Source organism: Agromyces sp. NPDC055658 (genome assembly GCF_053618155.1).
Genome location: NZ_JBSHHD010000011.1, coordinates 65,535 through 89,019, shown reverse-complemented (window position 1 = coordinate 89,019; position 23,485 = coordinate 65,535). Strand labels below are relative to the sequence as shown.

The window sequence follows — 23,485 nt, the reverse complement described above, 5'->3', positions numbered from 1 at the left end:
CATCCCCCTGTGAGAGCCGACCCGTGCGAAAGCCGACCATGAACCAGACCGCCAGGCCGTGGCCCGCCCTGTGGGCGCTCGTCATCGGGTTCTTCATGATCCTCGTCGACACGACGATCGTGTCGATCGCGAACCCGGCGATCCTCGAGGACCTCGACGCCGACCTGACCTCGGTGATCTGGGTGACGAGCGCGTACCTGCTCGCCTACGCCGTTCCGCTGCTGATCACGGGCCGCCTCGGCGACCGGTTCGGCCCCAAGCGGGTCTACCTCGTGGGGCTGGTCGTGTTCACGCTCGCCTCGCTGTGGTGCGGGCTCTCGGGCGAGATCGCGCTGCTGATCGCGGCGCGCGCCCTGCAGGGATTCGGCGCCGCCCTCATGACCCCGCAGACGATGGCCGTGATCACGCGCGTCTTCCCGCCCCAGCAGCGCGGCGCGGCGATGGGCCTCTGGGGCTCGGTCGCGGGGGTCGCGACGCTCGTCGGCCCGATCCTCGGCGGCGTGCTCGTCGACTCCCTCGGCTGGCAGTGGGTGTTCTTCGTCAACGTGCCGGTCGGCATCGTCGCCTTCGTCGCCGCGTGGCGACTCGTGCCCGACCTCGAGACGCGGGCGCACCGCTTCGACTGGCTGGGCGTCGTGCTGAGCGCCGTCGGCATGTTCCTCGTCGTCTTCGGCGTCCAGGAGGGGCAGACGTACGACTGGGGCACGATCGCGGGCCCGGTCACCGTGTGGGGCATGATCGTCGCCGGCATCGTGGTGCTCGCCGGGTTCGTGGTCTGGCAGGCGTTCAACCGGGCCGAGCCGCTGCTGCCGCTCGGGCTCTTCCGCGACCGCAACTTCTCGCTCTCGAACGTCGCGATCTCGCTCGTCGGGCTCGCGATGACGGCCATGCCGCTGCCGCTCGCGTTCTACTTCCAGGTGGCGCGCGGGCTCACGCCGACGCAGGCGGCGCTCATGCTCATCCCGATGGCCGTGATCTCGGGCGTGCTCGCGCCGCTCGTCGGCCGGCTCAGCGATCGGGTGGACCCGAAGTGGGTGTCGCTCGCCGGGCTCTCGACGTCGGCGCTCGCGCTGTCCTGGTACAGCGCCCTCATGGGCCCGGATGTCTCGCTCTGGCTGCTGCTCCTGCCGTCGGCCGTGCTCGGGCTCGGCATCTCGGGGGTCTTCGCCCCGCTCGCGTCGACGGCGACCCGCAACCTGCCGCGCGACCAGGCGGGTGCCGGGTCCGGCGTGTACACGATGACCCGCCAGGTCGGGTCGGTGCTCGGCTCGGCCGCGATCGCCGCGCTCATGAGCCTCACGCTCGCGGCGCAGCTGCCGGGCTTCGACGCCGACGCGGCCCGGGCGGGCGGGGGAGCGCTGCCGGCCGGGCTCGCGGGCGGGTTCTCGGCCGCGATGTCGCAGTCGCTGCTGCTCGCGGTCGCCGGGTTCGTGGTGTGCGCCGGGGTCGTGGCGTTCTTCGCGAAGCCGAAGGTCACCGTCGGATGGGGCGAGCGAACGTCGGCGTCGCAGTCGGCGATATCGGCGACCACGACGGCCGCGACATCCGGCAGCACCGCCGTCTCGACCTCGGGCGCCGAGCACTGATGGCCGTCGCAACGCCTCGCCGAGGCATCCGCACCGTTCTTCTGGATCCTGAATACGAAACCGAAGGAGGCCGTCAGTGACGACGCCGCACCCCACGACCGCAGCAGACGGAGGCGGACGCCTGATCGTCGACGGCCTCGAGAAGCACTACTCGCTCGACGGTGCCGACGTGCCCGTCGTCAAGGGCGTGACCTTCACGATCGAGCCCGGCACGTTCACGTCGCTGCTCGGCCCCTCGGGCTGCGGCAAGACGACCACGCTGCGGTGCGTCGCCGGGCTCGAGACGAGCAACGGCGGAACCATCTCGCTCGACGGCAGGGTGCTCTCGACCGCGTCGTCGCACGTCTCGCCCGACAAGCGCGACGTCGGCATGGTCTTCCAGAACTACGCGATCTGGCCGCACATGAGCGTCTTCGCCAACGCGGTGTTCCCGCTGCAGGTGTCGGGCAGCCGGCTGCCGAAGCAGGAGGCGAGGAAGCGCGCGATGGAGGCGCTCGAGCTCGTGCAGCTCGACGGCTACGCGCACCGGCCCGCGACCGCCCTCTCGGGCGGGCAGCAGCAGCGCCTCGCGCTCGCCCGCGCGCTCGCCCACCGGCCCAAGCTGCTGCTGCTCGACGAGCCGCTCTCGAACCTCGACGCGAAGCTCCGCGACACCATGCGCAACGAGCTGCGCCGGCTGCAGCAGCAGCTCGGCATCACCGCGCTCTACGTCACGCACGACCAGTCGGAGGCGCTGTCGATGTCGGACCGGGTCGCGGTCATGAACGGGGGCCGCATCGTGCAGGAGGCGACGCCGCGCGAGCTCTACTACCAGCCGGCCGACCGCTTCGTCGCCGACTTCGTGGGACGGGTCAACATGATCCCCGCGGTCGTGCAGGGGCGCGACGCGAACGGCGACGCGATCGTCTCGGCGTTCGGCACGAAGCTCGTGACCCCCTGCCCGGCCGAGCTCGGCACGGGCAGCGAGGTCACCGTCACCTTCCGGCCCGAGAGCGTGCGCTGGCACGAGACCGCGCCCGACCGGCCGAACGTGCTGCCCGCCAGGGTCGTGCGCGTCGAGTTCCTCGGCGAGATCGTCGAGGTCGAAGTCGAGGTGCTCGACGGGCAGGGCGTCGCCGGCACGCTCGTCGCGCGCGGCGCGCCCCTCGACTCGCCCGCGAACGGGAGCTCGGTGTTCATCGAGCTCGCGCCCCCGGCGTGCCGCGTGCTCGCCGACTAGGAGTTCCACCCGATTCACCCCACCCACCGAGATCCACGTCAGAGAGGACATCCGGATCATGAGAACACCCACAGCACGAGGCGGACTCATCGCCCTCGCCGCGACCGGCATGCTGCTGCTCAGCTCGTGCAGCACGCCGTCGTCGACCCCCCAGGCCATCGAGCCCTCCGGCGACGCCGCGAAGGCCGGCGCGTGCGAGTCGGTCGAGGTCGGCCCCGTCACCCGCTGCGAGAACTTCTACGACGACCTCTGGCCCGCGATCGACGAGCAGATGGACGCGCTCTACGAGCAGGCGAAGGAGACCGACGGGGGTCGCCTCGTCATCTGGGACTGGTACGAGCTCTCGCCCGAGGTCATCGCGGAGTTCAACAAGAAGTACCCCGACCTCACGATCGAGACGCAGGGCCTCACCTACAACCTGTCGTCGGCGATCATCTCGGCGAAGGCCACCGGCGCCCGCAACACCGACGTCATCTCGGGGTCGATCGTCTCGTCGGCCGCGATGACCGACGAAGGCTACTGGGCGGACGTGGACTGGACGAAGTTCGGCGTGCCCGAGGAGTTCCTGACGCTCGGCTCGACCGGCATGCTGCCCGACAGCATCAACGGCTCGCTCATGCAGGTCAACACCGACAAGGTCGAGGCGCCGCCCACGCTCGAGGGCCTGCTCGACCCGGAGTACGAGGGCAAGGTCTCGGTCGCGAGCTACAACGCGAACGTGTTCTCGGGCGTCGGCATGGCCGACGGCGAAGACGCGATGGTCGACCTCATCGACGAGCTGAAGTCTTCGGGCACCCTGCAGGTGCTCGAGGACCAGGACTCGCCGCTCTCGAACGGCGACGTGCCGATCGCGCTCGGTCAGACCCTCTTCAACCCGAACCCGAGCCTCACGGTGCAGCCCTACGAGGACGGACCCGTCTTCGCGCAGTTCTCGGGCGTGAACGTCGACGCGAAGAACCAGGCCGGTGCGATGCTCTGGGTGCTCTGGAACGCGTACAACCCCGACTGGCTGCACCTGCGCATGACCGACGAGCAGTTCTCGACGACGCAGGTGCCCTACGCGGGCCTGCCGTCGACGGTCTTCGACGAGGCGACCGGCCTCATGAAGACGAACGCCGACGCACTGCTCGAGGGACTCGACGGCACGACGAACATCGAGTCGCCCGACAACCGCGACGAGTGGATCGCGATGATCAACGCCGCCGACGCGGCACTGAACGGCTAAGGACATGTCGACGGCAGGACGGACCACGGAGGTCGGGCGCACCCGGCCGACCGGAATGAAGATCGCGACGGTCATCGCGGGAGCGGTGATCTTCCTCCTCCTCGCGATCCCGCTGGCCGTGCAGGTGATCACGGCGTTCCGCGGTCCGTTCCTGCCGTTCGGCGTGTCGACGGCGAAGTGGTCGGCCGACAACTTCGTCACCCTGTGGGAGCTCCGCGAGGACTTCTGGGCCGTGCTCGGCTCGACCGCCGTCTTCGTCGGCGGCTCGACGATCATCTCGCTGCTGCTGGCCTTCGGCCTCGCCTGGGTGACGGTGCGCACCGACGTGCCGTTCCGGCGGGTGATCTCGGTGCTCGTCGTCGTGCCGTTCATCATCCCGCCCATCGTGAAGGCGCAGGCGTACCAGCTGATGCTCTCGCCCGAGTCGGGCGTGCTGAACCAGCTGCTGCGGCTGCTGCCGGGCGACCTCGTCATCGACCCGTACTCGTTCGCGACGATGACCGTCGTGCAGTCGCTCACGAACGTGACGTTCCCGTTCCTCATGATCGTGCCGATCCTCACGTCGATGGACGGCTCGCTCGAGGAGTCGGCGCGGGTCTCGGGAGCGTCGTGGGGCCAGACCCTCAGGCGCGTCACCCTGCCGATGCTCTGGCCGGGCCTGCTCGGCGTCGCGGTGCTGACCGGAATCCTCGGCCTCGGCAGCCTCGAGATCCCGCTGCTGTTCGGCCAGGAGGCGGGCAAGAACATCTTCGCCCTCAAGCTCTGGAACCTCATCAGCGCGGGTGCCGGCGAGCTGCCGCAGTACGGACTCGCCGCGGCATGGGGATGCGTGTTCCTCGTCATCACGACGATCGCCTTCGTGATCTACCTCCGCGCCACCCGCAGTGCCGAGCGCCGCGCCTCGATATCGGGCAAGGGCTTCAGGCCGACGATCATGAAGCTCGGCGCGTGGAAGGTCCCGGTGCTCGTCGCCGTCTTCGTCTTCGTGCTGCTCACCGCGATCCTGCCGATGTTCGCGCTGCTCTGGTCGGCGATCACGCCGTACCCGATCGCGTTCTCGTTCGAGGCGCTCGCGTCGCAGACGCAGTGGGGCGCCTTCGGCGAGGTGCTCGCCGACCCCGAGTTCTGGGCGTCGCTCGGCCGCACGCTCCTCATCGCGGGCGCGAGCGCCACGATCGCGTGCGTCGCCGCGACCGTGCTCGCCTACGGCATCGCGCGGGGCCGTCGCACCGGCTGGTCGAAGGGCATGGACCTCTTCGCCTCGTCGTCGGTCGCGATCCCGGCGGTCATCGCGGGCTTCGCGATGTTCCTCACCTTCCTCGTGATCAACCCGGTGATCCCGCTCGCCGGCACCATCGTGGCGCTCGTGATCGCCTACTCGTACCGGGTCTCGATCGCGTACCGCTCGGGCTACAGCGCGACCCTGCAGATCCGCAAGGAGCTCGAGGAGGCCGCGCTCGTGAGCGGCGCGAGCCCGCTCGAGGGCTTCCGCCGGGTGGTCGTGCCGCTGCTGCTGCCGACGGTCTTCGCGGTGTGGATCCAGATGTTCATCCTCGGCACCAACGAGTTCACGCTGCCGGCGTTCCTCGCGACGCCCGAGTCGCGCCCACTCTCGGTCTACATGTACGCCATGATCAGCCCGCGGTCGGCGCAGCTCTACCAACCCGACCAGGGCGCGGCGATGGCGCTCATCTTCACGCTGCTCGTGTTCGCGATCGGCTACGGACTGCAGTGGGCGGTGTCGCTGCGGGCGATCGGGCGCGCCCGGCGTCGCCTGACGATCCCCGGCCTCGGCGCGCGCGCCACCGCGGCGGTGCCGAACGACCCGCCGGCGCCCGCGACCCGCGCGGTCGCCGCGCAGGGCCTCGAGGAGCAGCGCGAGCTCGCCTCCGTCGCCGAGTAGCGACGGCGTTCGCCGCCCCAGTCGAGAGTGCCCTCCCCGCCCGTCAACGGGCTGCGAGGGCACGTTCGGCGAGGCCCCGGACGAGTGTGCAGGAGCTTTCGGGGGCGCGGCGGCGTGTCGGGGCTCGGCGCGCCGCACGGCGCCCGGAAGTTCCTGCATTCCGGATTCAGGCGGATGCCTCTGCGTGAGGTCGCTCACTTGTACGTTGTGGCGAAGAAGGTGCCCCTGACCGTACACCGCGGCCCTGAGGCATCCACGGCTCTCGACCTAGCATCGACGCATCACGCCACCGTCGTCACTTGCATCGGAGCAGACATGACCCTCGTCGACACCCCGGCCACCACGACCGGAGGCCCCGCCCTCACCCAGGAGCGCCGCCTCGTCACCGCCATCCCCGGACCCCGCTCGCAGGAGCTGATGAACCGCAAGGCCGCGGCCGTCGCCGCGGGCGTGGGCCACACCCTGCCGATCTCGGTCGTCGCCGCGGGCGGCGGCGTCGTCGTCGACGCCGACGGCAACTCGCTCATCGACCTCGGCTCGGGCATCGCCGTGACCGGCGTCGGCAACTCGGCCCCCCGCGTCGTCGAGGCCGTGAGCGCGCAGCTGGGCGCCTTCACGCACACCTGCTTCACCGTCTCGCCGTACGAGGGCTACGTCGCCGTCGCCGAGAAGCTCAACGAGCTCACCCCCGGCGACCACGAGAAGCGCTCGGCCCTCTTCAACTCGGGCGCCGAGGCCGTCGAGAACGCGATCAAGATCGCGCGCCACTACACGAAGAAGCAGGCCGTCGTCGCCTTCGACCACGCCTACCACGGCCGCACGAACCTCACCATGGGGCTCACCGCGAAGAACATCCCGTACAAGAACGGCTTCGGCCCGTTCGCCCCCGAGGTGTACCGCGCCCCGCTCAGCTACCCCTTCCGCGACGGCGGCCTCGACGGCCGAGAGGCCGCGGCCCGCGCGATCACCATGATCGAGAAGCAGATCGGCGCCGAGAACCTCGCCGCGATCATCATCGAGCCCATCCAGGGCGAGGGCGGCTTCATCGTGCCCGCCGCCGGGTTCCTCCCCGCGCTCGTCGAGTGGGCGACGGCGAACGACGTCGTCTTCATCGCCGACGAGGTGCAGACGGGCTTCGCCCGCACCGGCGCCTGGTTCGCGAGCGAGCACGAGGGCATCGTGCCCGACGTCATCGTCACAGCCAAGGGCATCGCGGGCGGCCTGCCGCTCTCGGCCGTCACCGGCCGCGCCGAGATCATGGACTCCGCCATGGCGGGCGGCCTCGGCGGCACCTACGCCGGCTCGCCCATCGCCTGCGCCGCCGCACTCGCGACGATCGAGACCTACGAGCAGGACGGCCTCGTCGAGCGCGCGAAGGAGATCGGCTCGGTGCTCATCGGCCGCCTCAACGCGCTGCGCACGGCCGACCCGCGCATCGGCGACGTCCGCGGCCGCGGCGCGATGGTCGCGATCGAGCTCGTCGACCCCGCCACCGGCGCCCCCGACGCCGCGCTCACGAACAAGGTCGCGAAGTTCGCGCACGAGCAGGGCGTCATCCTGCTCACGTGCGGCACCTACGGCAACGTGATCCGCTTCCTGCCGCCGCTCACCATCTCCGACGAGCTGCTCGTCGAGGGCCTGGGCGTCGTGGCCGAGGGGCTCAAGCAGGCATGAGCACCTTGATCGACAGCGCCGTCGCCCACCCCGTCTCGCACGAGGCATCCGCCCCCATCGCGACGCCCCTCACCGACGCGCGCTCGCAGCTGGCCGAGGCCATCGCGCTGCTCGGGTTCTCGGAAGGCACCCACCAGATGCTCGCGACCCCGCGTCGCGAGCTCACGGTGAGCGTGCCGCTGCGCCGCGACTCGGGCGAGACCGTGCTCTTCACGGGCTACCGCGTGCAGCACAACTTCAGCCGCGGCCCCGCCAAGGGCGGCCTGCGCTACGCGCCGAACGTCGACATCGACGAGGTGCGCGCGCTCGCCATGTGGATGACCTGGAAGTGCGCCCTGCTCGACGTGCCGTACGGCGGCGCGAAGGGCGGCATCGCGATCGACCCCCGCGAGCACTCCAAGGCCGAGCTCGAGCGCGTGACCCGTCGCTACACGAGCGAGATCCTGCCGATCATCGGCCCGGAGCGCGACATCCCCGCGCCCGACATCGGAACCGACGAGCAGACGATGGCCTGGATCATGGACACCTACTCCGTGAACAGCGGCTACACGGTGCCCGGCATCGTGACCGGCAAGCCCATCGCGCTCGGCGGTTCCCAGGGGCGTGCGAGCGCGACCAGCCGTGGTGTCACGCACATCGCGCTCGCCGCCCTCCGTCACGCCGGCATCACGCCGTCGCAGGCGACCGGCGCCGTGCAGGGCTTCGGCAAGGTCGGCGCCGACGCGGCGCGCTTCCTCGCCGAGGCGGGCGTCAAGGTGCAGGCCGTGAGCGACCAGTACGGCGCGGTCTTCAACGCGGCCGGCCTCGACATCGAGGCGCTCAGCGCCCACGTGCGCGAGACCGGTGCGGTCGTCGGCTTCGCCGGCGCCGAGGAGCTCGACGGCTCGGCGCTGCTGCAGCTCGAGGTCGACCTGCTCGTGCCCGCCGCGGTCGAGGGCGTGCTGCACGAGAACAACGCCGCCGACGTCCGGGCGAAGGTCATCGTCGAGGGCGCCAACGGCCCCACCACCCCGGCGGCCGACCGCATCATGCGCGAGCGCGGCATCCTCGTCGTCCCCGACATCCTCGCGAACGCGGGCGGTGTCATCGTCTCGTACTTCGAGTGGGTGCAGGCCAACCAGGCGTACTGGTGGCGCGTCGACGAGGTCGAGGCCAGACTGGAGGAGCGGATGCTCAGCGCGTGGCAGCACGTGCTCGGCTACGCGACCTCGCGGGGCCTGTCGCTTCGCACCGCCGCCACCGCCCTCGCGGTCGAGCGCGTCGCCGAAGCGCACAAGCTGCGCGGCCTCTACCCCTGATCGATGCGTCGCCCACGCCACGCAATCATCGAACGGAAAGCACACACATGACGAACGCAACGCTCGAAGCCTCGGTGCTCGACAAGGTCGAGGCCCGGCTCTTCATCGGCGGCCAGTGGGTCGAGGCCGAGGGCGGCAAGACCCTCGCGGTCGCCGACCCGGCCACCGGTGAGACCATCAAGGAGATCGCCGACGCCTCGGTCGCCGACGGCAAGAAGGCCCTCGACGCGGCCGTCGCCGCGCAGGACGCGTGGGCGGCGACCGCCCCCCGCGAGCGTGGCGAGCTGCTGCGCCGCGCCTTCGACCTGCTCCAGGAGCGCAAGGAGGAGTTCGCGCTCCTCATGACGCTCGAGATGGGCAAGCCGCTCGCCGAGGCGCGCGGCGAGGTCGCCTACGGCGGCGAGTTCCTCCGCTGGTTCAGCGAGGAGGCCGTGCGCATCTCGGGCCGCTACGGCCTGAACCCCGAGGGCACCGGTCGCATGATCGTCTCGCAGCGCCCGGTCGGACCGTCGTTCTTCATCACGCCGTGGAACTTCCCGCTCGCGATGGCGACCCGCAAGATCGCGCCCGCGCTCGCGGCCGGCTGCACCGTCGTGATCAAGCCCCCGGCACTCACGCCGCTCACGACCATCGCGTTCGTGCAACTGCTCGAGGAGGTCGGCCTGCCGGCCGGCGTCGTCAACGTCATCGCGACGTCGACCTCGTCGAAGGTCTCGGGCCCGATCATCGCCGACCCGCGCCTGCGCAAGCTCTCCTTCACGGGGTCGACCGAGGTCGGCCGCAGCCTCATGAAGGAGGCCGCCCAGGGCATCCTCCGCACCTCGATGGAGCTCGGCGGCAACGCGCCGTTCGTCGTCTTCGAGGACGCCGACCTCGACAAGGCGGTCGACGGCGCGATGCTCGCGAAGTTCCGCAACATCGGCCAGGCCTGCACCGCGGCGAACCGCTTCATCGTGCACGAGTCGGTCGCCGCCGAGTTCTCGAAGCGCGTCGCCGAGCGCGTGGCCGCCTTCAAGGTCGGCCGCGGCACCGAGGACGGCGTGGGCATCGGCCCGCTCATCGACGACAAGGCGGTCGCCTCGACCGACGAGCTCGTCCAGGACGCGGTCGGCAAGGGCGCGAAGGTCCTCACCGGCGGCACCGTCATCGACGGTGCGGGCTCGTTCTACGCGCCCACCGTGCTCGGCGACGTGTCGGCCGACGCGCGACTGCTGCGCGAGGAGATCTTCGGGCCGGTGCTCGGCATCACGACGTTCTCGACCGAGGACGAGGCGGTGCACCTCGCCAACAACACCGAGTACGGCCTCGTCTCCTACGTGTTCACGCAGGACCTCGCACGCGGCCACCGCATGATCGACCGCCTGGCGACCGGCATGATGGGCCTCAACACGGGCCTCGTGTCGAACGCGGCCGCCCCCTTCGGCGGCATCAAGCAGTCGGGCATCGGCCGCGAGGGCGGCCTCGAGGGCATCCACGAGTACCTCGACACGAAGTACACGCTCATCCCGGTGGGCTGAGCGACGCGGGCGGATGCCGCGGCCTCGCGCTGCGGCATCCGCCTTCGTATTTTCCTCACTTTTCAGCGACGTGTGTGGGAAGGTGGGCGTAGCCGCGCCCGGAAACGGGCGTCTCCGCCCTGCGTGCCCGCACCTCCTTCTGAACAGCGATCACAGCGCGAGTCTCGCGCGAGCAAGAAAGAAGCATCATGGAACGCATCGATACCGACGTGGTCATCGTGGGCGCCGGCGCGGCCGGCCTCACCGCCGCGAACAGGCTCAAGGACGCCGGCGAGTCGGTCGTCGTGCTCGAGGCCCGCGATCGCATCGGCGGCCGCCTCTGGACCGACGACATCGACGGCGCCATGCTCGAGATCGGCGGCCAGTGGGTCTCGCCCGACCAGGACGCCCTGATCGAGACGATCGAGGAGCTCGGCCTCGAGACCTACTCGCGCTACCGCGAGGGTGAGAACGTCTACATCGCGGAGGACGGCGAGCGCCGCCTCTTCGAGGGCGAGATCTTCCCCGTGCCGGCGAAGACCGAGGGCGAGATCGTCGGCCTCATCGAGAAGCTCGACGAGCTCGTCGCCGAGATCGACCCCGACGCCCCGTGGGCGCACCCGCGCGCCAAGGAGCTCGACGAGGTCTCGTTCGCCGAGTGGCTCGGCACCCAGACCGACGACGAGGAGGCGAAGCTCAACATCGGCATGTTCATCGCCGGTGCGATGCTCACGAAGCCCGCGCACGCGTTCTCCGCGCTCCAGGCCCTCCTCATGGCCGCCTCGGCCGGCTCGTTCTCGCACCTCGTCGACGCCGACTTCATCCTCGACCAGCGCGTCGTGGGCGGCCTGCAGCAGGTGCCGATCGGCCTCGCCGCGAAGCTCGGCGACCGGGTTCGCCTGAACCAGGCCGTGCGCACGCTGCGCTGGAACCCCGAGCACCCCGACCAGGGCGTCGTCGCCGTGACCGACTCGCTCGAGGTGCACGCGAAGCGCGTCATCCTCGCCGTGCCGCCGATCCTCTACAGCCGCATCTCGTACGAGCCGCCGCTGCCCCGTCGCCAGCACCAGCTGCACCAGCACATCTCGATGGGCTTCGTCATCAAGGTGCACGCCGTCTACGACCGCCCGTTCTGGCGCGAGCAGGGCCTGTCGGGCACCGCCTTCAGCCCCTACGAGCTGTGCCACGAGGCGTACGACAACACGAACCACGGCGACCCCCGCGGCACGCTCGTCGGCTTCGTCTCCGACGAGGAGGCCGACGCCGTGTTCAAGCTCGGCGCCGACGAGCGCAAGGCCGCGATCCTCGAGTCGCTGTCGCACTACTACGGCCCAGAGGCCCTGAACCCCGTCGTCTACTACGAGAGCGACTGGGGCAGCGAGGAGTGGACCCGCGGCGCCTACGCGGCGAGCTTCGACATGGGCGGTCTCGCCCGCTACGGCGCCGACCTCCGCAAGAACGTCGGGCCGATCCACTTCGCGTGCTCCGACCTGGCCGGCAAGGGCTACCAGCACGTCGACGGCGCGATCCGCATGGGCCGCCTCGTCGCCGAGCAGATCCTCGCGGCCTGAGCGCCGAGCCGTCCCGTGCTCCGGGGCCGCGAGGCCCCGGAGCGCAGCAACACTGAAGCGGAGACCCGCATGACCGAATCCCTGCGCATCGTCGTCGGCTACACGGCCGACGACTCGGGCGCCGACGCGCTCGCGCTCGGCGCACGCATCGCCGCGGCGACCGAGGCGTTCCTCGAGGTCGTCATGGTGCTGCCGATCGAGGCCCGCGGCGGCGTCGTGCCCCGCGACCCCGGGTACGAGCGCCACGTCAAGGAGCGGTCGCAGGGCTGGCTCGCCGAGGCGAGTGCGCGGCTCGGCGACGACATCGCCCAGTCGCTGCACATCCGCTACGCGGACTCGTTCGCCGAGGGCCTGCTCGCCGCGGCGCACGAGTTCGGCGCGGCGCTCATCGTCGTCGGGGCCGCGCGCGGGGGCCTCCTCGGCCGCTCGCGCATCGGCTCGGTCGCGAGCGCCCTGCTGCACTCCTCCGACGTGCCCGTCGCGCTCGCACCCTCGGGCTCGCGCGAGGTCGCGACCGCCCAGGGCATCACCCGCATCACCGCCGCGATCGGACTGCGCGCCGGGGCGAGCGCCGTGCTCGAGGCATCCGTTCGCCTGGGCCGTGCCGCGCACGCGCCGCTGCGCCTCGTGTCGCTCGTGCCGATCGACCTGCCCTCGGGCATGGACGAGGAGCTCGCCGACCTCACGTCGACCGCCCACGCCGAGGAGGTGCTGCTCGCCGCGAAGCGGGCGCTGCCCGCCGGCGTCGACGCGACCGTCTCGACCGCGACGGGCTCGAGCATCGAGGAGTCGGTGCGCGCGCTCGAGTGGCACGCCGGCGAGATCGTGCTCGTCGGATCGAGCCGGCTCGCGACCCCGAGCCGCCTCTTCCTCGGGTCGACCGGCTCGAAGATGCTCCGCGAACTGCCGGTGCCGATGATCGTCGTGCCGCGCCCCACCGACTGAGAGACCCCGTATGTCGCAACACCAACAGCACGAGCGCGCAGCGCAGGCGGCCACGCCCGCACACGCGAGCACCCACCCGCACGAGCACCACACCGAACCGCACGCGCCGCTCACGACCGCGAGCGCGATGGTCGACGGCACCGACCCGGGCCTCACGAAGAAGGGCCTGTCGGCCGGCTCGGTGGGCCTGATCGGCGCGATCGTCATCGGCATCTCGTGCATCGCCCCGGCGTACACGCTGACCGGCGCGCTCGGTCCGACCGTCGCGGAGGTCGGCACGCAGCTGCCCGCGATCTTCCTGCTCGGGTTCATCCCGATGCTGCTCGTCGCGTTCGGCTACCGGGAGCTCAACAGCGCGATGCCCGACTCGGGCACCTCGTTCACCTGGGCGACCCGGGCCTTCGGGCCGTGGCTCGGCTGGATGGGCGGCTGGGGCCTCATCGCCGCGACGGTGGTGGTGCTCTCGAACCTCGCGGGCATCGCGGTCGAGTTCTTCTACCTCGCGGTCTCGCAGGTGGTCGGCTTCTTCGGCGGGGACGCCGCGGCGGTCGCCGACCTCGTCGGCAACCCGTTCGTCAACGTCGCCACCTGCCTGGTGTTCATCCTCGGGGCGACGCTCATCTCGTACCGCGACATGCAGACGACGCAGAAGGTGCAGTACTGGCTCGTCGGCTTCCAGCTGCTCGTGATGATCGGATTCGGCGTCGCCGCGTTCTGGCATGTCGCGAACGGCACCGCGTTCGATGCGACGCCGGTCGAGCTCAGCTGGTTCAACCCGTTCGAGGTCGGGTCGTTCTCGGCCGTCGTCGCGGGCCTGTCGGTCTCGCTGTTCGTGTTCTGGGGCTGGGACGTCACGCTCACGATGAACGAGGAGACGAAGGGCTCGCGAACGACGCCGGGCAAGGCGGCGACCCTCACGGTCTCGATCGTCGTCGCGATCTATCTGTTCGTCGCGATGGGCGCGCTCGCGTTCGCCGGTGTCGGCACCTCGGGCGTCGGCCTCGGCAACGAGGAGATCCAGGAGAACGCGTTCTTCTACCTCGCGGGGCCCGTCCTCGGCCCGCTCGCGATCTTCATGTCGATCGCCGTGCTGTCGAGCTCGGCGGCCTCGCTGCAGTCGACCTTCGTTTCGCCCGCGCGCACGCTGCTCGCGATGGGCCACTACGGCGCACTGCCGCAGAAGTTCGCGACCGTCAGCCCCCGCTTCTTCACACCCGGCTACGCGACCGTGGTCGCGGCGATCGTCGCGGCGGTGTTCTACACGATCATGCGGTTCGTCAGCGACGAGGTGCTGTGGGACACGATCCAGACGCTCGGCATGATGATCTGCTTCTACTACGGCATCACGGCGTTCGCGTGCGTGTGGTTCTTCCGCAGGACGCTCTTCGCGAGTGCGCGCAACGTGTTCTTCCGGCTGATCGCCCCGCTCGTCGGCGGCACGATCCTCGCGGTGCTCTTCTTCACGACGCTCATCGACAGCATGGACCCGGCCTACGGCTCGGGCTCGAACATCTTCGGCCTCGGCCTCGTGTTCGTGCTCGGCATGGTGATCCTGCTGTCGGGCGTCGTCGTCATGTTCTGGCAGCGCTGGAAGCGCCCGGCCTACTTCCGCGGCGAGACGCTCTCGCGCGCGGTCGCGGAGGACTGACTCGACTCGCCCTCGAGCCGGTTCCTCCGAGCGCACGACGAGGCCGCACCCTGCGACACCAGGGTGCGGCCTCGTTCTGTTCGCCCTACGCCTCGTAGGCGGTGCGGCCGGCGACGACGGTGCGGATGACTCGGGCGTCGAGCAGCGCGGGCGCGCCGGCCTCGAACGGGTCGAGGTCGAGCACGGCGAAGTCGGCGGCGAGCCCTGCGGCGAGCCGGCCGCGTTCGTCCTCCTCGCGGATCGACGCGGCGGCGTCGCGCGTCGCGTGGCCGAGGGCCTCGGCGAGCGGCAGCGCGAACTCGGGCGCGTACGCGGGCAGCGACGGGTCGAGCGCCGACTTGCGGGTCGTCGCGATGTAGAGGTTCGGCAGCGCGAGGTGCGGCGCGGTCGGCGCGTCGGTCGAGAACGCGAGCAGGGCGCCCGCGTCGCGGTACTCGGGCCACGCGAAGCCGCGGTCGACGCGGTCGTCGCCGAGGCGGGCCATCCAGTTGTCCATGATCGACGGGTCGCAGTGCACGGGCTGCATCGATGCGGTGACGCCGAGCCGCGCCATCCGCTCGGCCGTGCCGCGCGCCGCGTACTCGAGGTGCTCGACGCGGTGCCGGCGCGGGCGGTCGCCGGGCCGGTCGCCGTTGACCTCGATCGCGTGCTCGATCGCGTCGAGCGCCGACGAGCTCGCGGCATCCCCGATGGCGTGCAGTGCGACCTGCAGGCCCGCGGCGTCGGCCGCGGCGACCACGGGGGCCATCTGCTCGTAGGGCCAGATCGGGTCGGCGTTCGATCCGTCGGCGTACGGCGACTGCATGGCGGCCGTGCAGGCGTCGATCACGCCGTCGGTGATGAGCTTGATGCCGGCGATGCGCAGCCACGGGCTGCCGCCGCCCTGCGCGAGCTCCACGGCGCGGGCGACCTGCGCGAGGTTCTCGGCGTCGTCGCCCGTGTTGTCGATGAGCCAGTACCCGACGAGGTGGAACGGCAGCCCGCCGCGGCGGGCGACGACGCGTTCGAACGACGCGAGCTCGCGCTCCCCGAACGCCATGTCGGCCGCTCCGGTGACGCCCGTCGCGAGGTAGGCGTCGAGCGCGCGCTCGACGGCGTCGTCGCGGTCGGCGTCGGTGGCGACCTCGGCGAGGTGGGCCCAGACGTAGTACTGCGAGGCGGTCTCGTACAGCATGCCGTCGGGCTCGCCGTCGGCGTCGCGGCCGATGCGGCCGCCGAGCGGATCGGGCGTGTTCCGCGTGATGCCGAGCTCGGCGAGGGCGGCCGAGTTGACCCAGGTCGAGTGCAGGTCGTTCGCGTCGAGGTAGACGGGCACGTCGGCGACGACCTCGTCGATCATCTGCCGGGTGGGCGAGCCGCCCGGTACCGAGTCGAACAGCCACGAGACGCCGAGCAGGCGAGGGGCGTCGGGCACGGCATCCCGTGCGGCGCGCAGCCGCGCCTGGATCTCGCCGAGGTCGCGGGCGTCGCGCAGCTGCACCCGGCCGAGGGCGTCGCCGAGCATGTGGAGGTGGGTGTGCACGTCGAGGAAGCCGGGCACGACGAGCCGGCCGCCGAGATCCTGCACCTCGGCGTCGGGGCCTGCCGCCGAGGCGGCGGTCGCGGCATCCCCGACGAAGGCGAGCGACTCGCCGTCGACGACGAGCGCCTCGGCCCACTCGGCCCCGTCGCCGGGGCGGTTCGCGGTGAAGATGCGGGCATTGGTGACGAGCGTGCGACTCACGCGGTGACCTCCTGGGTCTGGGCGGATGCCTCGGGCGACGCGCCGGCCGGCGGGCCGGCCTCTGCGCGCTGGAGGCGCGTGGACAGGCGGGCGACGGCGACCGCCGGAACCGCGAGCACGAAGCTCGCGACGCCGAGTGCGACGACGAAGCCCTGGTAGCCGAGCGCCTCGACGAGCGCGGCCCCGATGACCGGGGTCAGGCTCGAGCCGACGAGGTAGACGGCGAGCAGGGGTCCCGACCACCGGCCGTCGGCGTCGAGCGCGGCCGAGGTCGAGACGAAGTACATGAAGGCGAGGGCGTAGACCGTGTTCCAGGCGATGAACACGACGATGAAGCTCGTCTCGTCGGTCGTGAAGCCCTCCACGATCTTCAGGATGCCACCGAGTGCGAGCAGGATGCCGAGCGGGAGCGCGCGTCCGAAGCGGTCGCCGACGATCATGAGCAGCACCGACCCGACGAGCCCGCCCGCGGTCGCGCCGCTGAGTGCGAGGCCGAGACCGGCGTCGGTGAGCCCGGCCTGCTCGGCGCCCATGACGCCGGCCATCGCCCAGAGCGAGTCCTCGCTCGCCGCCCAGAGCGCGAACGTCACGAGCAGCACGAACCCGGCGATCGTGACGAGGCGCGTCGTCGCGGGGCTCCGCTCGGGCAGGGCGCGCACGACGCCGGTCGGCGGCACCTCGACGGGCACCGCCTCGGCGACCGCGGCGCCGGCCTGCGGCGCGTGCACGGGCGCGGCGGGCAGCCAGCCGCTCACCGCGAGTGCGGCGAGGCTGAAGAGCGCGAGCGCGCCGAACACGTCGATCGGGGCGAGCCCGACGAGCGGGATGACGAGGAGCACGATCGTGATGACGCCGCGGTTCGCGAGGCCGTTGAAGCCCGCGACCCGGTCGGGGTTGCGGAAGGCCGCGATGGCCGCGCCCGCCGCGGCGACCGCGCCGCCGGCGCCGGCGCCGCCGACGAGCAGTCCGCCGACGACGACGCCGGGCTCGGGCACGAGCGCCGCTGCACCGAAGCCGACGACGCCCAGCACGAGCCCGGCGCGGGCGACGAGCAGCCGGCGCGGTCCGGCGCAGAGCGGCGCCGCAGCGAGGCCGACGATCGCGGTCGCCAGCAGGGCGCCCGTGACGATCCAGCTCGCGGTGAGCACGTCGGCGTCGAGCGCCGACTGCAGCGCCGTGATCATGTAGGGCGAGAGGTTGACGCCGAGGTAGCCGGCGATGGCGATCGCGAAGGTCGCGGTAGCGGTGGGCGGGCGCAGCGGAACGCGTGCGCTGAGGTCGGAGTGCGACATCGGGGCTCCGGTGGGGGATCGGGGCACTTCGGCGTGCCGGGGATGACGCGGCCGGGGGCAGCCGCTTAAATGAATGGTGTTCGTTTATTATGCACGGGGCGGCCCGATCCGCAACCCTCGGCCCGAGGCATCCGCGTAGGCTGACCTGATTGCCCGATGACGTCCGATCACGGACGACCGACCCGAGGAGGAGCACATGGCGAGGCCCAAGGTGCCGCTCCTGTCGGCCGACCGCATCGCCGATGCGGCGATCGACCTCGTCGACTCGGGCGCCCCGTTCGGGGTCAACGCGCTCGCCCGCAGCCTCGGGGTGACGCCGTCGTCGCTGTACAACCACGTCGACGGGCGCGACGGCATCATCGAGCTCATGCGCGGTCGGCTCGGCCGCCGCTACCTGCTCGAGACGGCGGGCGGCACCTGGGACGAGGTCGTCGTCGCCACGATGCAGCGCATGCGACGGCTCTACGCCGAGCACCCGGCGATCGTGCCGCTGCTCGTCGGCAAGACGATCACCGACGACACCGTCATCGAGGGCTACGACTCGCTCGCGACGGCGCTCGTCGAGGGCGGATTCCCCGACGACGAGGTGCTGCCGGTCGTCGCCGTGCTCGACTCGTTCGCCCTCGGCTTCGGGCTCGACTACGCCTCGCCCGACGACATCTGGCAGCCCGGCGTGCCGACGAAGAGCCTCGGCCGACTCATCGCCTCGGCCGAACGCGGCGACGCGCGCTCCGACCGGGTCTTCGAGCTCGGCCTCGAGCTCCTGCTCGACGCCCTGCGCCTGCGGCTGGCCCGCCTGCGCGACGACTGACGCCGCCGAGCCCGACCGCGCACGCCGAATAGACTGACGGGGTGTCTGTGAACCCCGAGCTGCAGGGGCGGGTCTTCCCGCCCACCGAGCCGTACCTCGTCGGTCGTGAGAAGGTGCGCGAGTTCGCCCGCGCCGTGTTCGCGACGAACCCGATCAACCTCGACCCCGAGGCTGCGCGCGCCGCGGGCCACGCCGACGTGGTCGCCCCGCCGACCTTCGCCGTCGTCGTGCAGGAGCACACCCTCGCCCAGCTGCTCGCCGACCCCGACGCGGGCATCGACTTCTCGCGCGTCGTGCACGGCGACCAGCGCTTCACGTCGACCCGCGCCATCGTCGCGGGCGACCTGCTCACCGCGACCCTCACCGTCTCGAGCGTGAAGACGCTCGGCGCCCACTCGATGGTCACGGCCGAGTCGGTCATCACCGACGAAGGCGGCGCGCACGTCGTCACCGCGATCTCGACGCTCGTCATCCGAGGAGAAGACTGATGCCGACCCCCGACCTCGCGTCCCTCGCCGTCGGCGACGTCGTCGCCGAGCGGACCTTCGACCTCACGCGCGACTCGCTCGTGCGCTACGCCGGCGCCTCGGGCGACTTCAACCCGATCCACTACCGCGACGACGTCGCCGCGTCGGTCGGCCTGCCGGGCGTGCTCGCGCACGGCATGCTGACCATGGGCCTCGCCGTGCAGCCGGTCGTCGACTGGGTCGGCGACCCCGCCCGCGTCGTCGACTACCAGGTGCGCTTCACGCGCCCCGTCGTCGTCGACCCCGAGCACGGCGCCGCCGTGTCGGTGGTCGCGAAGGTCGGGCAGCTCGACGCCGAGGCATCCGCTGCTCGCATCGATCTCACCGTGACGTACGACGGCGCGACGGTGCTCGGCAAGGCCCAGGTCCGCGTCGCGCTCGGCTGACATGACCGACGCCCCCCGCTTCTCCGAGCTCACGACCCTGCAGGTCGGCGGGCCGATCGCCCGCCTCGTCACCGCGACGACCCAGCGCGACCTCGTCGACCTCGCGCGCGAAGCCTGGCAGTCGGATGACCCGTGGCTCGCGCTCGGCGGCGGATCGAACCTGCTCGTCGGCGACGGCGGGTTCGAGGGCACGGTCATCCGCGTCGCGACGCGCGGCATCGAGGTGCTGCCGACCGGTCGGTCGAGGCTCGGGTCGAGGAGCGACGAAGGGGCGTATCGAGACCACCCGCCCGCCGAGGGATCGGTGCGCCTGCGCGTGCAGGCCGGCGAGACGTGGGACGACCTCGTCGCGTGGACGGTCGAGCAGGGCTACTCGGGCATCGAGGCGCTGTCCGGCATCCCCGGCTCGGTCGGGGCGGCGCCCGTGCAGAACATCGGCGCCTACGGCCAGGAGCTCGAGGCCGTGCTCGTCGCGATCGAGTTCCTCGACGAGGGCGCCGACGCCCCGCGCCGCATGGCGGCCGACGAGCTCGAGCTCGGCTACCGCACCTCCGTGCTGAAGCAGGGCCTTCGCGGCATCGTCGTCTCGGTCGAGCTCGACCTGCACGACACGTCGGCCGAGCACGCGGTGCTCGGCGAGTCGATCGGGCAGCCCATCGCATACGCCCAGCTCGCCGGCGCGCTCGGCGTGCAGCTCGGCGACCGCGTGCCGATCGCGCGAGTGCGCGAGACGGTGCTCGCGCTGCGCGCGTCGAAGGGCATGGTGCTCGACCCCGACGACGCCGACTCGGTGAGCGCGGGCTCGTTCTTCACCAACCCGATCGTGACCGAGCGGGTGGCGCGCACGATGCCCGCCGCCGCCCCGCGCTGGTACGTCGAGCCCGACGAGCCCGACGAGGTGACGCCGCTGTCGACGCTCGCCTCGGGCACCCCGCTCGACGCGTTCCTCGAGCTGCAGGCCTCGCTCGAGGCATCCGAGGTCGAGAACCCGGCGGAGGCCTCGGTGCCGGGCCCGCTCGTGAAGCTCTCGGCGGCGTGGCTGATCGAGCAGGCGGGCATCCGGCGAGGCTTCGCGCTGCCGGGCTCGCGCGCGGCGATCTCGTCGAAGCACACGCTCGCGCTCACGAACCGCGGGGGAGCGAGCGCCGAGGAGCTCGTGCAGCTCGCGCGCTTCGTGCAGCAGCGGGTGCAGGCCGAGTTCGGCATCGTGCTGCACCCCGAGCCGGTGCTCGTCGGCGTCGAGCTGTAGCCGGGTTGCGGGCATCGACGAACCCGGAGTCCGCCGCGTGGTCGAGCAGCCGGCTGTGCGCGTTCGGTGACGTTCACGCAATGTAGGAAGAATCGCCCGACACGCCGCCGACCGCTCCGCGACGCGCCGTGCAAGCGGAGGAACTTCCTACATTCCGCGCGCCGGATCGTACTGGGCCGGTGACAGCTCGCCGCGCTAGGGTCGGACGGGTGAACCGCCCCGACCTCATCGAACACCGCCGCCCCGACGGCGAGCTCGTCGGCTGGCTGCGCCCCGAGGGCGAGGGCTTCGTGCCCGTCGACCTGCTCGGCCGCGAGCTCGGCGACTCTGTCGACTGGCTCACGGGCGAGGAGCAGCTCGAAGCGCGCGGTCTGGCCTATCTCGCCGACCCGTACGTGCTGCTGCTCGGCGACGGCACCGAGCTGCGGGTGCGCATCACCGAGGTGAGCGCCGACCGCATCGTCGTGAAGAAGGACGACTTCGGCGCGATCGACGTGCCGCTCATGCGGTTCGAGCTCGGGTGGCCGATGCCGCCCGAGCTCACGCCGCTCGGCGATCGCGAGCTGCCCGCCTGGTGAGGGGGCGGAACGGGCGGATGCCTCGGCGCGTCACCCGCGGGCGGCTCGGCGCCTGCGCTCGCCGCGCCGGATGAGCCCGACCCCTCCGAAGAGCGCGACGATGACGCCGACCACGAGCAGGCCGTAGAGCGGCAGCAGCCCGAGCGGGATCGACTCGAGCCAGGCGAGCGCGTCGTCGCGGTGCTGCAGATTCGAGAGCACCCAGAGGGTGAGCCCGGCGACGGAGCCGAAGATCAACGCCCAGACGAGTGCGCCCCAGCGGATGGTCGGACGCGGTGCGGTCGCGGCGGCCGCCGGCGCCGTCGGAGCGGCGGCGGGCCGGTCGTCGTCGCCCGGCCCGGCGATCGGGGTGAGCACCTCGGTGGGTGCGGGCGGCTCGAGGCCGGTGGCCGGCTCCCTCCGGGCCACCTCGGTGTCGAGCAGCTCGGCCTCGACGACCTCGGTGTCGATGGCGGGCGCACCGGCACGCTCGGGCAGCGCGCCGACGTTCTCGTCGTTCCCGGTCATTCCTGTCCCTCCCAGACGTTGACCTCCACGTAGCCGGAGGTCTGCCGCAGCACGAGGCGCGCATCGGCGTCATCGCTCTCCGATCGGGTGATCCCCTCGGAGGTGATCGTGTAGACCCGCGAGTCGGAGTCGGTGAGCTCCTCGGCGCTCCCGTAGCCGTCGGCGTCGTAGGTGAAGACGGTGACGTCGCCGGCGTCGGTCGCGTCGAGCACGATCGACGTGTGCGGGTCGATCGTCACATAGGCGTTCCCGAGGACCTGGGTCAAGGTGACGGTCTGGGCCTCGTCCGGATAGCCGTCGTACGCACCGATCGAGATCCACGCGTCGCCGACCGGCTGCACGAGCTGCTGCGGGTATCCGAGCGACACGCTCGCGCTGGGGGCGAGCAGCGTGCCGAACGGGGCCATCGCCGATGAGCTGGTGGCGATCAGCATCGCGACGACGCTCACCGAGGCGAGCGTCGCGAGCGCGCCGCTGCGTCGCCGCCAGAGGGCGGCCACGATCATGGCCGCCGAGAGCACGAGGGTCGCCGTGGCGAAGGCGATCGCGACGGCGTACTGCGCCGCATCTGGAACGCCGAGCGCCCAGATCGCGGCGCCCGCGCCGGCGACGAGCGCGAGGCCGAGCATCGTGAACACGAACGCCGCGCTCGCCCGCGGGCGCGCCGCACGCCGTGCCTCACGTGCCGCCGCCGCGGCGGCCTGGAACTCGAGCGCCCGCGCCCGCGTCTCCTCGGCGGCCTGCTGGCGCGCGGCGCGCTGGGCCTCCGCCTGGCCGGCCTTCCATTCGGCGTGCGACTCGCGCCACGCCTCGTGCCGGGCGCGCCACTCGGCGATCGTCGCCGCGTCGGCGCCCTCGGCGGGCACCGGCGGTTCACCGGCGGGCGCCGGGGATGCCGTGGCGGAAGCCGGAGCCGGGGACACCGGGGTCGAAGCCAGGGCGGTGAACGCGGCGGCGCCGGCGGCACCGGTCGCGCCGGCGGACCCCGCGGCACTCGCCGCGCCGTCCGGTTCGGGTGATGGATACCCCGGGCCGGCGACGGGCGCGGAAGCCTCGCGCGACGCGCCGCCGGCCGGGGCGTTCTGGGAGGCCCGGCGAACGAGCCAGATGACGAGGACGACGATCGCAGCTGCGATCATGAGGCCCCAGATCGTGCGGAACACTCCGCCGAGGTCGATGCCGGCCCACGAGTACGCCGGCCACTCGGGCCACCAGCGCCAGCCGAGCCATCCGCCCTGCACGAGCGGGATGAAGCCGATGACGCCCATCACCGCGATGCCCACGACGGCGGGGTCGACGATTCCGCGGGTGAGCCGCTCGAAGTGGATCTCGCCCTCGGTGTCGGGCAGCAGCAGCCACGCGACGGCGTAGACGAGCACGAACGGGGCGCCGAGCACGGCGATCACGACCACGATGCCGCGAACGACGATCGGGTCGATGCCGAGCCTCGCGCCGACGCCGGCGCACACGCCGCCGAGCCACCCGGCCCGACGCGGCACGCCGAGCCGGCGGAGCCAGGCGTAGAAGCCCGGCCCCGCAGCCCGATCGGCGGGGTCGCCGCCGTGCGCATCTCTCGAAGGGTCAGGAGCCGAACCGACCGCCCCGTCGGCGTGCGGGCCGGCGGCCGCGCTCCGACCCGTCGAGTCCGCCGCCCCCGCAGCGTTCTCCGGGCCCATCGCGTCCTCCGGCACTGGGCCGGACCCGGATGTCTCCGAGTCCGCCTCAGGGGCGGTCTGATTCGTCTCCATGGCTTCGATGCTGGCAGCCGGCCGGGGGCGCCCGCCATGGGGTGGATCCCTGATTCGACCCTGAGCCGGTCCCTCGGCCCGTGGCCGAGGCATCCTCGT

Annotated in this window: 19 protein-coding genes; 15 read left to right on the top strand and 4 right to left on the bottom strand. The window is 71.9% G+C overall.

The genetic code is table 11. The annotated features are described in order from the left end of the window. The first annotated feature begins 38 nt into the window (after positions 1-38). The 10 genes from ACWGPE_RS07445 to ACWGPE_RS07400 all read left to right on the top strand — a co-directional run bounded on the left by ACWGPE_RS07445 (position 39) and on the right by ACWGPE_RS07400 (position 14,565). Positions 39-1,586, top strand: a complete 1,548-nt coding sequence (locus ACWGPE_RS07445; RefSeq protein ID WP_452048436.1) for a DHA2 family efflux MFS transporter permease subunit — start codon at positions 39-41, stop codon at positions 1,584-1,586. A gap of 76 nt (positions 1,587-1,662) precedes the next feature. Continuing rightward, positions 1,663-2,805, top strand: coding sequence for an ABC transporter ATP-binding protein (locus ACWGPE_RS07440; protein WP_275506227.1), 1,143 nt, complete (start codon positions 1,663-1,665; stop codon positions 2,803-2,805). Between the two features lie 58 nt (positions 2,806-2,863). Further along, positions 2,864-4,030 (top strand): type 2 periplasmic-binding domain-containing protein, encoded by a 1,167-nt coding sequence (locus ACWGPE_RS07435; protein WP_275506228.1) that lies wholly within the window; start codon positions 2,864-2,866, stop codon positions 4,028-4,030. A 4-nt stretch (positions 4,031-4,034) separates the two neighbouring features. Further along, positions 4,035-5,933 carry an ABC transporter permease gene (locus tag ACWGPE_RS07430; RefSeq protein ID WP_452048435.1) on the top strand — a complete coding sequence of 633 codons (1,899 nt, stop codon included), beginning with the start codon at positions 4,035-4,037 and terminating at the stop codon, positions 5,931-5,933. A gap of 315 nt (positions 5,934-6,248) precedes the next feature. Continuing rightward, positions 6,249-7,607, top strand: coding sequence for a 4-aminobutyrate--2-oxoglutarate transaminase (gene gabT, locus ACWGPE_RS07425; protein WP_231428671.1), 1,359 nt, complete (start codon positions 6,249-6,251; stop codon positions 7,605-7,607). Continuing rightward, positions 7,604-8,905: a Glu/Leu/Phe/Val family dehydrogenase gene (locus ACWGPE_RS07420; RefSeq protein ID WP_275506231.1), complete on the top strand. Its 1,302-nt coding sequence runs from the start codon at positions 7,604-7,606 to the stop codon at positions 8,903-8,905. Before gabT ends, ACWGPE_RS07420 begins: the two co-directional genes overlap by 4 nt. Before the next feature lie 47 nt (positions 8,906-8,952). Beyond that, positions 8,953-10,422: an NAD-dependent succinate-semialdehyde dehydrogenase gene (locus ACWGPE_RS07415; protein WP_231428669.1), complete on the top strand. Its 1,470-nt coding sequence runs from the start codon at positions 8,953-8,955 to the stop codon at positions 10,420-10,422. A 188-nt stretch (positions 10,423-10,610) separates the two neighbouring features. Next, entirely contained in the window at positions 10,611-11,972 is a 1,362-nt protein-coding gene (locus ACWGPE_RS07410; protein WP_231428668.1) for a flavin monoamine oxidase family protein, read from the top strand. A gap of 69 nt (positions 11,973-12,041) precedes the next feature. Beyond that, positions 12,042-12,917 carry a universal stress protein gene (locus ACWGPE_RS07405; protein ID WP_231428667.1) on the top strand — a complete coding sequence of 292 codons (876 nt, stop codon included), beginning with the start codon at positions 12,042-12,044 and terminating at the stop codon, positions 12,915-12,917. Between the two features lie 127 nt (positions 12,918-13,044). Continuing rightward, entirely contained in the window at positions 13,045-14,565 is a 1,521-nt protein-coding gene (locus tag ACWGPE_RS07400; RefSeq protein ID WP_452048446.1) for an APC family permease, read from the top strand. An 85-nt stretch (positions 14,566-14,650) separates the two neighbouring features. On the opposite strand, the gene ACWGPE_RS07395 is transcribed toward ACWGPE_RS07400, so the two are convergent. Both ACWGPE_RS07395 and ACWGPE_RS07390 read right to left on the bottom strand, forming a co-directional pair. After that, positions 14,651-16,288, bottom strand: a complete 1,638-nt coding sequence (locus tag ACWGPE_RS07395; RefSeq protein WP_452048434.1) for an amidohydrolase — start codon at positions 16,286-16,288, stop codon at positions 14,651-14,653. Further along, positions 16,285-17,580: an MFS transporter gene (locus ACWGPE_RS07390; protein WP_275506233.1), complete on the bottom strand. Its 1,296-nt coding sequence runs from the start codon at positions 17,578-17,580 to the stop codon at positions 16,285-16,287. Before ACWGPE_RS07390 ends, ACWGPE_RS07395 begins: the two co-directional genes overlap by 4 nt. 196 nt (positions 17,581-17,776) lie before the next feature. On the opposite strand from ACWGPE_RS07390, the gene ACWGPE_RS07385 reads away from it, so the two are divergent. From ACWGPE_RS07385 to ACWGPE_RS07365, 5 genes are all read left to right on the top strand, one after another. Beyond that, positions 17,777-18,391, top strand: a complete 615-nt coding sequence (locus ACWGPE_RS07385; RefSeq protein ID WP_452048433.1) for a TetR/AcrR family transcriptional regulator — start codon at positions 17,777-17,779, stop codon at positions 18,389-18,391. A gap of 41 nt (positions 18,392-18,432) precedes the next feature. Beyond that, positions 18,433-18,879 (top strand): FAS1-like dehydratase domain-containing protein, encoded by a 447-nt coding sequence (locus ACWGPE_RS07380; RefSeq protein WP_231432178.1) that lies wholly within the window; start codon positions 18,433-18,435, stop codon positions 18,877-18,879. Continuing rightward, a complete protein-coding gene (locus ACWGPE_RS07375; protein WP_231432177.1) occupies positions 18,879-19,304 on the top strand; it encodes a MaoC family dehydratase in 426 nt (141 codons plus the stop codon). Before ACWGPE_RS07380 ends, ACWGPE_RS07375 begins: the two co-directional genes overlap by 1 nt. Position 19,305: 1 nt before the next feature. Continuing rightward, positions 19,306-20,553, top strand: coding sequence for a UDP-N-acetylmuramate dehydrogenase (locus ACWGPE_RS07370; RefSeq protein ID WP_452048432.1), 1,248 nt, complete (start codon positions 19,306-19,308; stop codon positions 20,551-20,553). Between the two features lie 209 nt (positions 20,554-20,762). Next, positions 20,763-21,131: a hypothetical protein gene (locus ACWGPE_RS07365; protein WP_231432175.1), complete on the top strand. Its 369-nt coding sequence runs from the start codon at positions 20,763-20,765 to the stop codon at positions 21,129-21,131. A gap of 30 nt (positions 21,132-21,161) precedes the next feature. Here the strand turns inward: ACWGPE_RS07365 and ACWGPE_RS07360 are convergent, their stop codons facing one another. Both ACWGPE_RS07360 and ACWGPE_RS07355 read right to left on the bottom strand, forming a co-directional pair. Beyond that, positions 21,162-21,638, bottom strand: coding sequence for a hypothetical protein (locus ACWGPE_RS07360; protein WP_231432174.1), 477 nt, complete (start codon positions 21,636-21,638; stop codon positions 21,162-21,164). After that, entirely contained in the window at positions 21,635-23,386 is a 1,752-nt protein-coding gene (locus tag ACWGPE_RS07355) for a PspC domain-containing protein (RefSeq protein ID WP_452048431.1), read from the bottom strand. Before ACWGPE_RS07355 ends, ACWGPE_RS07360 begins: the two co-directional genes overlap by 4 nt. Positions 23,387-23,485: the final 99 nt, after the last annotated feature.

Bases quoted from the DNA above. Each gene is read 5' to 3' on its own strand.
- ACWGPE_RS07445 (WP_452048436.1), top strand. From the start codon at position 39: ATGAACCAGACCGCCAGGCCGTGGCCCGCCCTGTGGGCGCTCGTCATC.
- ACWGPE_RS07435 (WP_275506228.1), top strand. From the start codon at position 2,864: ATGAGAACACCCACAGCACGAGGCGGACTCATCGCCCTCGCCGCGACC.
- ACWGPE_RS07430 (WP_452048435.1), top strand. From the start codon at position 4,035: ATGTCGACGGCAGGACGGACCACGGAGGTCGGGCGCACCCGGCCGACC.
- gabT (WP_231428671.1), top strand. From the start codon at position 6,249: ATGACCCTCGTCGACACCCCGGCCACCACGACCGGAGGCCCCGCCCTC.
- ACWGPE_RS07420 (WP_275506231.1), top strand. From the start codon at position 7,604: ATGAGCACCTTGATCGACAGCGCCGTCGCCCACCCCGTCTCGCACGAG.
- ACWGPE_RS07415 (WP_231428669.1), top strand. From the start codon at position 8,953: ATGACGAACGCAACGCTCGAAGCCTCGGTGCTCGACAAGGTCGAGGCC.
- ACWGPE_RS07410 (WP_231428668.1), top strand. From the start codon at position 10,611: ATGGAACGCATCGATACCGACGTGGTCATCGTGGGCGCCGGCGCGGCC.
- ACWGPE_RS07405 (WP_231428667.1), top strand. From the start codon at position 12,042: ATGACCGAATCCCTGCGCATCGTCGTCGGCTACACGGCCGACGACTCG.
- ACWGPE_RS07400 (WP_452048446.1), top strand. From the start codon at position 13,045: ATGGTCGACGGCACCGACCCGGGCCTCACGAAGAAGGGCCTGTCGGCC.
- ACWGPE_RS07390 (WP_275506233.1), bottom strand. From the start codon at position 17,580: ATGTCGCACTCCGACCTCAGCGCACGCGTTCCGCTGCGCCCGCCCACC.
- ACWGPE_RS07385 (WP_452048433.1), top strand. From the start codon at position 17,777: ATGGCGAGGCCCAAGGTGCCGCTCCTGTCGGCCGACCGCATCGCCGAT.
- ACWGPE_RS07375 (WP_231432177.1), top strand. From the start codon at position 18,879: ATGCCGACCCCCGACCTCGCGTCCCTCGCCGTCGGCGACGTCGTCGCC.
- ACWGPE_RS07370 (WP_452048432.1), top strand. From the start codon at position 19,306: ATGACCGACGCCCCCCGCTTCTCCGAGCTCACGACCCTGCAGGTCGGC.
- ACWGPE_RS07360 (WP_231432174.1), bottom strand. From the start codon at position 21,638: ATGACCGGGAACGACGAGAACGTCGGCGCGCTGCCCGAGCGTGCCGGT.
- ACWGPE_RS07355 (WP_452048431.1), bottom strand. From the start codon at position 23,386: ATGGAGACGAATCAGACCGCCCCTGAGGCGGACTCGGAGACATCCGGG.